The sequence below is a fragment of the Bartonella sp. SD1336NMGDW genome, from assembly GCF_042193565.1.
Lineage (GTDB): Bacteria > Pseudomonadota > Alphaproteobacteria > Rhizobiales > Rhizobiaceae > Bartonella > Bartonella grahamii.
This window is the reverse complement of record NZ_JBHILW010000028.1, coordinates 1-8,345: the sequence shown is the minus strand read 5'-3', so window position 1 is coordinate 8,345 and position 8,345 is coordinate 1. Positions and strand designations below refer to the sequence as shown.

The following is an 8,345-nucleotide window of genomic DNA, read 5'->3' as shown; positions in this document are numbered from 1 at the left end:
AACATTCAGAACAACTTGAATGCCAGCCTTAAGTCTTGCTTCAGCAGAGAAAGCTTTGAATTTACACCAAATAAAGCACCAGGTTGATGAGCTTGAGAAAGCCTTGTCCATCCTTACGTGACAAGGTTTTCTTTTTATGCCGCGTCGTTATAACGTTGCTGTTTTGCTTGCTCGATGACATTCAAAAGATCCGATTGTAACCAACGCGATAAAAAACCCAATTTTAGGGGTTTGGGGAGAGATCCATTGGTAACATGACGGCGGAATGTTGAGACACTCATATGAAGCAATTTTGCACTTTCACGATCTGTCAAAAGAATATCATTTTCTGTCATACTAAAATCCTTTCACTATCAAAAAATGGCAACAAATCATAACCATTTATTAACCACATTTTGGTTCATTTTTAAAGGTATTTTATTTATAGAAAACAATATTTTATCATACAATTTCTAATGTGATAATTTATGACTCTTATTGAGAAAGAATGAGAGAGAAGAGAGCTAAAGTTATCCACAGATAATGGGGTTATTCACCCCATATCTTAAGATTGACCCGTGACATAAGCCGCCCATTTATCCATATAAACACGGCGCTGTTCTAGATAATCAGTACGACGATAGGCACGCTCTACTTTGCCGCCAACTGTATGACTTAGAATAGTTTCAGCGACCTCATAGGGGGCATCGGTTGTTTCAGCAAGCCAATCGCGTAAACTAGAGCGAAAACCATGCGGGCAGGCTTCAAGTTTATTGTCTCTCATATATTGAGCCATACACTTCTCAGCGAGGGGACCGCGACCTTTAGCAGAAAAAAAGAGATCATTACGAGAAAGCAATCGTGCTTGTTTTAAAATGTCTAATGCTTCAGTTGATAAAGGCACGCGAAATTCTTTTGTTGTATCACGCTTGCCTTTCATATTTTCAGCAGGTATGGTCCATATATCCCCATCAATTTGATCTTTATGAATATGACGTAAAGGATTGGTACGAACACCTGTCAGAATAAGCAAACGCAAAGCCAGTTGTGTTATGGTTGATGCTTCACAGAGTGTTTTATAAAAAGCCGGAACCTCTCTCCAATCCATGGCTGGTCTATTAGTGACCTTATGGCGTTGTTTTCCTAAGAGAGCTTTTGCTTTTTCTACAGCTTGTAAATCAACATCTACACCTAATGCAGCCGCATGTTTGAGACAAAGATTAAGACGTATCAATGCTGTTCGAGCAATTACAGCCTTTGTATGCCAAATGGGAGAAAGGGTATTGCGTATCTCTGTTTGCGTAATCTCTGAAACGGGTAAACAGCCTAATTTAGGGAGAATATGAAGGCGTAAAGGTGTAAACCATTTACCATTTTTACCATCACCTTTTAATTCAGCTTTACGAGTTTCAAAAGTATCTAGTGCAATATCTTTTAAGTAATGGAGATTGCTTATTGCCTCACGCTTTTGTTTTTCACGTTCTTTAATAGGGTCACGCCCTTCACGTAAAACAGCCCGCCATCCTGTTGCCAATTCACGGGCTTGTTTTAAAGAAACATCTCTTAAAGCACCCAAGCCCATTTCGCGACGCCGCCCATGAATGGTATAACGATAAAGCCATTGAGCACCGCCATCTTTACGCTTATGAAGTAACAAGCCGGCACCATCATTATATTTGCCAGCTCCCAATGTTGCGACAGCCCTTGCATTAAGACGATTCATAAGAACCATTTTTACTCCTTTCTGCTATAGTTTTTACCCACACATCAACCCCGCTTGTGACGTGCAAGCAAGTGATTTTGATTGATTCAAGATACACAGATTTAAGATGAGAGAATCTTACGTTATTCAGGGTTCTCATTCAATATGAATAACGCTAGATTATGATTATAAATCAATGCCTTGAACACTTGTTGAATGCCGTTGGTTTGAAAGCGAGAGGTATTACAAAGCGCCCGATTTAAGTACTGGAGAACTTCGTGATTATAGCGAGGAAGAATTTAAGCAGCTACAGTGCATGATGCCTAATATTCAAGGGGCGGCTTTTAATAAAAAGGTTGTTAAGCGCGCTTTTTTAGGCAGGAAGGTTTTGCTATGCCCCGATCAACCCATGGTTCCAGCTGGTCAATTGGGTTGGGAGTGTATAACGGGGTATTTTGACAAGATAGAACGGCAATTTTATGGTGTTGTGCGTCCTACAAAAGATCCTCAACGGTGGGCGAATAAATATTTCAGTCAAGTGATGTATATCCTTAATAGCCAATCCAAAGGCGGGATAATGGCAGAGAGTGGTGCATTTAAGGATGAGAGAGAAGCAGCAAAAAGTTTAAGCCGATCAGACAGTATTACATGGGTTAAACCTAACGCATTGGCACAAGGAAAGATCCAACCCAAACCCGTAGCACAGTTTCCACAAGGCTTTTTCCAGCTGTTTAATGAAGCTAAGGAAGCAATTAATCAGGTGACGGGTTTATCGCCCGAATTCATTGGCACAAGAGAAGTGACACAAGCGGGTATTTTGGAGGCACAACGACGCCAATCCAGTTTAAATCTGCTTGCTTGTCTGTTTGATGGTTTACGTTTGTACCGCAAGCGGCAAGGTAAGATTATTTTGCATCTTATCCAGAATTACTTGTCCGATGGTCGTTTGGTACGGATATCTGGTGAGGAGAATGCGCAATATATTCCATTGACGCGTGAAGAAGTAACGAGTGTTGAGTATGACATTGTTGTTGATGATGCGCCAACCAGCCCGAATGAGAAAGAGCGCACCTTCGGTATCATCACACAACTGCTTCCATTGCTTCAAAATGCGATTACGCCGGATATTATGCTTGATCTACTTCGTTATTCACCATTGCCGGCGTCATTGCTTAATCGTGTCAGTGAGAAGTTCCAACAGCAACAAATGGCACAACAACAGCAGATGGACCCCGAGCAGGAAATGAAGTTGCAGGAAAAGCAACAAGACTTAGAGACGAAAGCACAGATGCATCAGATGGATTTGCAACAAAAGCAGATTGATCTGTTTGTGCATCAAGAGAGAGCAAAAACAGACGCAGAACTGATGAAGCAACGCTATGAGATTGAACGGCAGAAGCTTCTCAATGATCAGGCACATAATCAGATTATGCGAGAGCGAATAGCATTACACAGAGGTATGCATAGTTGAGAAAGGTGAAAGAATGAATGCAGAAATGAATGAAGCTATGAATGAAGATTACAGAGTTGGAGCACCGGTCTTTGATGATGAGAGCTCTTTTGATGCCGGCACTTATGATGGTGAAACGATTGATAATGATGATGTCACCTCTCCAGAGCCGGTTGTGCAGTCCGTTGAAAAGCCTTCAGAGATTGTTCCTAGCATAGAACAGCAGCGTATGGAGCAACAAGCTAAACAAGCTCGTGAAGCGCTTGTCAAGCTTTATGACCCCCAATCCCAGACGCCAATGGTTGAAGGTGAAAATGCACCCCCAGACCCTACACAAGACATTATTGGCTATATGAGTTGGATGGGAAAAAAGATTCGAGAGCAGGATGCGTATATTAGGGAACAGAAAGAAGCGCTAAGACAAGCTGAGGAACAGCAGCAGCATGATATACGTCTTGGTCAGTTTTTCAACAATTCTGTTAAGTCGTTTCAAAATAAATCCAGTGATTTTGGTGATGCGGCAAATTTTCTTTACGAGAAGCGTGCGAAGGAATTGAGTTCTTGGTCGTCACTTTATCCTGAGTATGCAGATCCAAACACAATTTCTGAGATCATAAGGAATGAATTGCGTACGATTGTAGCGACTTGTGCACAAAGAGATCTCAATCCGGCAGAAGAGATTTATAGAATAGCGCAAAATCTTGGCTATCAGAACCAAGCAGTACAAGCGAATAATCAAGTTGCAGAACTTCAAAGCCGTCAGAATTCTGCGAGAACTTTAACGGCATCTGGTGGAGGGGGGAGTGTTGGACCAATCACTTTAGCAAGCATTGATAGGATGTCAGAAGAAGAATTTGACGCTTGGATATCAAATCCGAAAAATAAAGCAATTTTTCGGCAATTGCATGGTGCTGGTAACGGGTATTAAGAGTGCATTTTTATAGAAATTAGCCTGTTTTATGCAGGGTTATGGTCCGGCTTTTAAGCCGGTTTTTTTTACAGCAAAGAAAGGTAAAATCAATGGCATTAACAACAGTTAGAGCAGATGATCCTCATGCGATAAGCACGTGGTCAAAATTATTAAATACAGAAGTTTCAAAGGCGATACCTATTGCCCCTCTCATAGGCAGGGGTTCAAACAGCATTATTCAACTTAAAACTGAAACACAGAAGGGCAGAGGGGATTGTGTTACATTTAGCTTACGTACACAGCTTTTGGGACGGGGTGTTACCTCAGGACAGACGCTTGAGGGGAATGAAGAGGCATTACAATTCCTTCATGACAGACTATATATTGACGAGCTTTCGCATGCAGTTCGTGTAGAAAATGAAGGTAGTATAGCGCAACAACGTACAACGTTTGATTTGCGTGACGAAGCAAAAGATGGCTTAGTTGATTGGTATGCAGATCGCTTAAGCTTGATGTTTTTCATTCAAGCTTGCGGATATACAGCAAGGACAATCTCTTTTGAAGATCGGATGATAGATATCGAGAATGTGCATTATGGATTTAATGAACCTCTGGCACCAAGTAGTAAGCGAATTATCCGTCCAGATGGTAAAACCAAGGATGAAGAGCTAAGTGAAGCGCCAAAACACAGCTTTAGTTTGAAGCTTATTGACGAAGCTGTAAAAATGGCGAAACTTGCTAATCCCAAAATTCGACCAGTACGTGTGAATGGGGAGAGTGTTTATGTTCTCTATTTGCATCCAACACAAGTGATGCAATTGCGTACCAATACAGAGACTGGTCAGTGGCTTGATATTCAGAAAGCTGCTTACACAGGCTCTCGTGCGCAAAACCCAATCTTTGATGGTTCTTTAGGCATGTATAATGGTGTGATTTTACGTGAATCTGAACATGTCACCCATGGGGTAAAATCTACCGATCATACAGCGAAAAAAAGTGTGCGTCGTGCTGTTTTTCTTGGAGCACAAAGTATCGTTATGGCTTTTGGAAATAATCGCAATGTCAATCGCTATAAATTGGTGGAAGAGCATTTCGACTATCAACGTTACTATGGTTTGTCTGCGAAAACACTGATTGGCATGAAGAAAACCCGTTTCAAATTTCCAAATAGCTCTCAAGCAGCGCAAGATTTTGGAACGATTGTTATCCCCACCTACAGTGGTGAACCTGATAATTAATCATAGGGAGGAAACAAGACATGGCAGATCAATTACCACCTCCATTACAGGGAAGAAATCTTCACACCCAACAGGTGAGTTTCTTACGTTTGAATATCTCGCATAAAGATAAGCATCTTACGGAAAAAATCGGAATTTTGCCTCGTGGCGCTTTGATCACTTCGATGAAGGCTTTTGTCAAGACCGCGTTTTCTGAAGCAAAATTAAAGATAGGCAGCACCTATGGCGGCAATGAGTTCAGTGAAAAAGACATCAAAGCCCAAGGCACGCAAGATTTTACGCCAACAGATCAAAAGTCTTTTGTTGCAGATGATAAGGAGATGACCCTTTATGCAACACGGGATAAAACAACTGCGGCTGGTGAATGTATTGTGGTTGTGCAATTCGTAACAAATCATTGAGGGGATAAGACATGGCAGATTATTTACCACAGCCCTTGCAAGGGAGAAATCTTCATACCCAGCAGGTAAGCTTTTTGCGGCTTAATTTTAGCTATGAAGATAAAGAAAACGCTATGAGAATAGGCACGCTACCTCGTGGTGCTTTGATTACTTCAATTAAAGTGTTTGTTAAGACAGCATTTTCGGACACGAAGGTAAAAATAGGCAGCACTGCTGGCGGCAATGAGTTTGGTGAAGCAGAAATCAAACAACAGGCAGTAAAAGAGGTTAAGCCTACCAATCAGAAGGAGTTTATCCCTTATGATGAAGAACTTACTCTCTATGCCAAAGCGGACAAAACAGTACAAGCTGGGCAAGCAAGTATAGTCGTTGAATTCGTGACTAATCACTGAGAGGTATTTTGATGACACGTCATTATATTCGGGTTAAGACCGGAGGACCGATACCTGTAAAGCGAGATGTTTATCGTCATAAGAGAACACTTTCGCACTTAGTGTCGGTTATTCAAGATGAGATTGATGACATAGCCGATGAGTATGTTCAACAAATCCAAGAAAGCATTTTTGCAGCCATTCGTTTTTGTGAACGAGAGACCTTTTACTTTAACGAAAGCCGTGATGTGGTGTTTGAGACACGGGCGGGACAAGGTGTTTATGATGCAAGCACTACCCGCCCTATTGAAACAGCTGTTAAAATAAAAAACGTTTATCTAAGCTCTGATCAACATCATAAGTTTGCATTGGAGTGTAAGGACCATGTTTCTTTAGAGCCTTTGTTATCATCAGAGCAGCAAGGAACGCCGGTTTGTTACAGTTATTTTGATAGGAAATTACATCTTTATCCCACGCCGGATAAAGTCTATCAGATTCAACTCGTTCTCTCTCCATTGCGTTTATCAGAGATAGAGAGTGTCGATGAGGAGCATCCGTGGTTTGTGCACGCGTTTGATTTGATTAAGGCGCGTGCAAAATACGAACTTTACAAGAATATCCTTAAAGACCCCGATTGTGCAACGGCAGCTTACAATGACTTTAACGAACAGTTGCATGAATTGCGTGCAGAGACGTCTCAACGTCATAACGTGACCAGAATAATACCAACGGATTTTTAGCATGGTTTATTTTCCCATTGCCGATTACAGACCGGATGTTGCGGTTGTCAACGGCAGCTTTACGGATAGCCTTGTGAATGTTTTACCAGCAGATGGCGGTTACATACCCATGCCTAGTGCAATGGTTGTGTCTCATGCTTTGGAAGAAAAGCCCTTGGGTTCAATCGCCTTTAGAAGCAGTAATGGTGTTAAGATAATCGTAGGAGGCAAGCAAAAGCTTTATAGTTATGATAGTCAAACGAAGGGTTGGAAAGACATAAGCCAAAGTGGTGTGACCTATCATGCGCATGAGGATAATCAATGGTCGTTCGCTTTGTTTGGTCAAAGAATTATTGCGGTGAATAAAAATGATAAACCACAAGTTTTTAATACCCATAGTTCTGAACGATTTGAAGATTTAGGAGGCAATCCGCCGAAAGCAGGCTTGGTGAAGGTTTGGGGACCTTTTGTTTGTTTGATGCAATTGACAGATCACCCCAATCGCATTCATTGGTCTGGTTTGGAAGATGCTACTCATTGGACAGTTAAGCAGAAAGATTGCGATTTTCAAGATTTTCCGGATGGAGAATATGTTCAAGGGTCTACGGAATCGACTAATCCCCTCATTTTTATGCGTTCTGCTATTTATGCAGGAACCTTTGTTGCGGGTTCTAAGATTGTGTTTACGTTTCAAAAGATACAAGACAAGCGAGGAGCCCGTAGTGCGTCCTCTATAGCATGTCGAGGGAGTGATGCTTTTTTTGCAGGTGATGGTGGTTTTTATCAGATGAGTTTAGATGGTCAACTTTTACTGATAGGTTTTGAAAAGGTTGATAGAACGGTTTTTAAAACATTTGATAAGTTTGCTCTTGATGAGATGCAAGGAGTTATAGACCCCATTGATAACCGGATTTATTGGTCCTTAAAAAGAGGCAATAACGAGCAAACCACCTTTGTTTATGATTGGGGTTTACAGAAATGGTCGACACTACAGGGAAAGCTTTTCACGTTGTTTCCAGTGTTTACAACAGGTTATACTTTAGAACAGTTAGATGAGATTTCACTCAATCTTGAGGCATTGCCGGCTTCTTTAGACAGCCCCCGTTGGCAAAGTGGCGCTCCAATGCTTGGTGCTTTTGATGAAAACAATCGGCTTGTTATGTTTACAGGAGCCCCGATGGAGGCAACGGTTGTTTCGCAAGAGATGGGGGCGCCGGATGGAAGTTTTAACTTTATCACGAAAATGTTTGCCGAAGTTGATACAACACAAGGTCTTTTAAGCATAGGGGAACGTCGTCTTCGCAATAATCAGACACCGATCACATGGCATAAGGAGAGGGTGTGTTCGTATGTCACGGGCGCTTATCATGGGCGTTCACGCAATCGTTATCACCGCTTTAAATTGCGCATTCCTAAGAATGAACCTTGGACGATGATAATAACGCATTATATATAAAAATACAATAAAGTCAATAGTTTGTTTGTAATTATTTTATATGAATCCACTTAAGAATCCACACTTTTATACGTGATTCATTTGACTATTTTTTATATAAGATTGCCATGCATGAATAG

At 41.3% G+C, this 8,345-nt stretch carries 8 protein-coding genes and 1 pseudogene; 7 read left to right on the top strand and 2 right to left on the bottom strand.

The genetic code is table 11. The features are described 5' to 3' along the window. Positions 1 to 134 precede the first annotated feature (134 nt). A complete protein-coding gene (locus tag ACFIKH_RS08360) occupies positions 135 to 335 on the bottom strand; it encodes a helix-turn-helix transcriptional regulator (protein WP_375646451.1) in 201 nt (66 codons plus the stop codon). A gap of 209 nt (positions 336 to 544) precedes the next feature. Beyond that, on the bottom strand, positions 545 to 1,711 hold the full coding sequence (locus ACFIKH_RS08355; protein ID WP_375671463.1) for a tyrosine-type recombinase/integrase: 1,167 nt from the start codon (positions 1,709 to 1,711) through the stop codon (positions 545 to 547). 175 nt (positions 1,712 to 1,886) lie between these two features. On the opposite strand from ACFIKH_RS08355, the pseudogene ACFIKH_RS08350 reads away from it, so the two are divergent. The 7 genes and pseudogenes from ACFIKH_RS08350 to ACFIKH_RS08320 form a co-directional block, all read left to right on the top strand. Beyond that, positions 1,887 to 3,152 (top strand): annotated as a pseudogene (locus ACFIKH_RS08350) (phage portal protein); the annotation flags it as partial. A 13-nt stretch (positions 3,153 to 3,165) separates the two neighbouring features. Beyond that, positions 3,166 to 4,059, top strand: coding sequence for a hypothetical protein (locus tag ACFIKH_RS08345; protein ID WP_375671462.1), 894 nt, complete (start codon positions 3,166 to 3,168; stop codon positions 4,057 to 4,059). A gap of 92 nt (positions 4,060 to 4,151) precedes the next feature. Then, entirely contained in the window at positions 4,152 to 5,279 is a 1,128-nt protein-coding gene (locus ACFIKH_RS08340) for a N4-gp56 family major capsid protein (protein ID WP_015856180.1), read from the top strand. Between the two features lie 20 nt (positions 5,280 to 5,299). Beyond that, positions 5,300 to 5,680 carry a hypothetical protein gene (locus tag ACFIKH_RS08335; protein WP_375637953.1) on the top strand — a complete coding sequence of 127 codons (381 nt, stop codon included), beginning with the start codon at positions 5,300 to 5,302 and terminating at the stop codon, positions 5,678 to 5,680. Positions 5,681 to 5,691: 11 nt separating this feature from the next. Next, positions 5,692 to 6,072, top strand: a complete 381-nt coding sequence (locus tag ACFIKH_RS08330; RefSeq protein WP_375633742.1) for a hypothetical protein — start codon at positions 5,692 to 5,694, stop codon at positions 6,070 to 6,072. A gap of 11 nt (positions 6,073 to 6,083) precedes the next feature. Further along, on the top strand, positions 6,084 to 6,791 hold the full coding sequence (locus ACFIKH_RS08325) for a hypothetical protein (protein WP_375671461.1): 708 nt from the start codon (positions 6,084 to 6,086) through the stop codon (positions 6,789 to 6,791). A gap of 1 nt (position 6,792) precedes the next feature. Further along, entirely contained in the window at positions 6,793 to 8,226 is a 1,434-nt protein-coding gene (locus tag ACFIKH_RS08320) for a hypothetical protein (RefSeq protein ID WP_375671460.1), read from the top strand. The last annotated feature ends 119 nt before the right edge of the window (positions 8,227 to 8,345 follow it).

Excerpts from the sequence above, each read along its gene's own strand:
- ACFIKH_RS08340 (WP_015856180.1), top strand. The coding sequence starts at position 4,152 with ATGGCATTAACAACAGTTAGAGCAGATGATCCTCATGCGATAAGCACG.
- ACFIKH_RS08325 (WP_375671461.1), top strand. The coding sequence starts at position 6,084 with ATGACACGTCATTATATTCGGGTTAAGACCGGAGGACCGATACCTGTA.
- ACFIKH_RS08345 (WP_375671462.1), top strand. The coding sequence starts at position 3,166 with ATGAATGCAGAAATGAATGAAGCTATGAATGAAGATTACAGAGTTGGA.
- ACFIKH_RS08335 (WP_375637953.1), top strand. The coding sequence starts at position 5,300 with ATGGCAGATCAATTACCACCTCCATTACAGGGAAGAAATCTTCACACC.
- ACFIKH_RS08355 (WP_375671463.1), bottom strand. The coding sequence starts at position 1,711 with ATGGTTCTTATGAATCGTCTTAATGCAAGGGCTGTCGCAACATTGGGA.
- ACFIKH_RS08320 (WP_375671460.1), top strand. The coding sequence starts at position 6,793 with ATGGTTTATTTTCCCATTGCCGATTACAGACCGGATGTTGCGGTTGTC.
- ACFIKH_RS08360 (WP_375646451.1), bottom strand. The coding sequence starts at position 335 with ATGACAGAAAATGATATTCTTTTGACAGATCGTGAAAGTGCAAAATTG.
- ACFIKH_RS08330 (WP_375633742.1), top strand. The coding sequence starts at position 5,692 with ATGGCAGATTATTTACCACAGCCCTTGCAAGGGAGAAATCTTCATACC.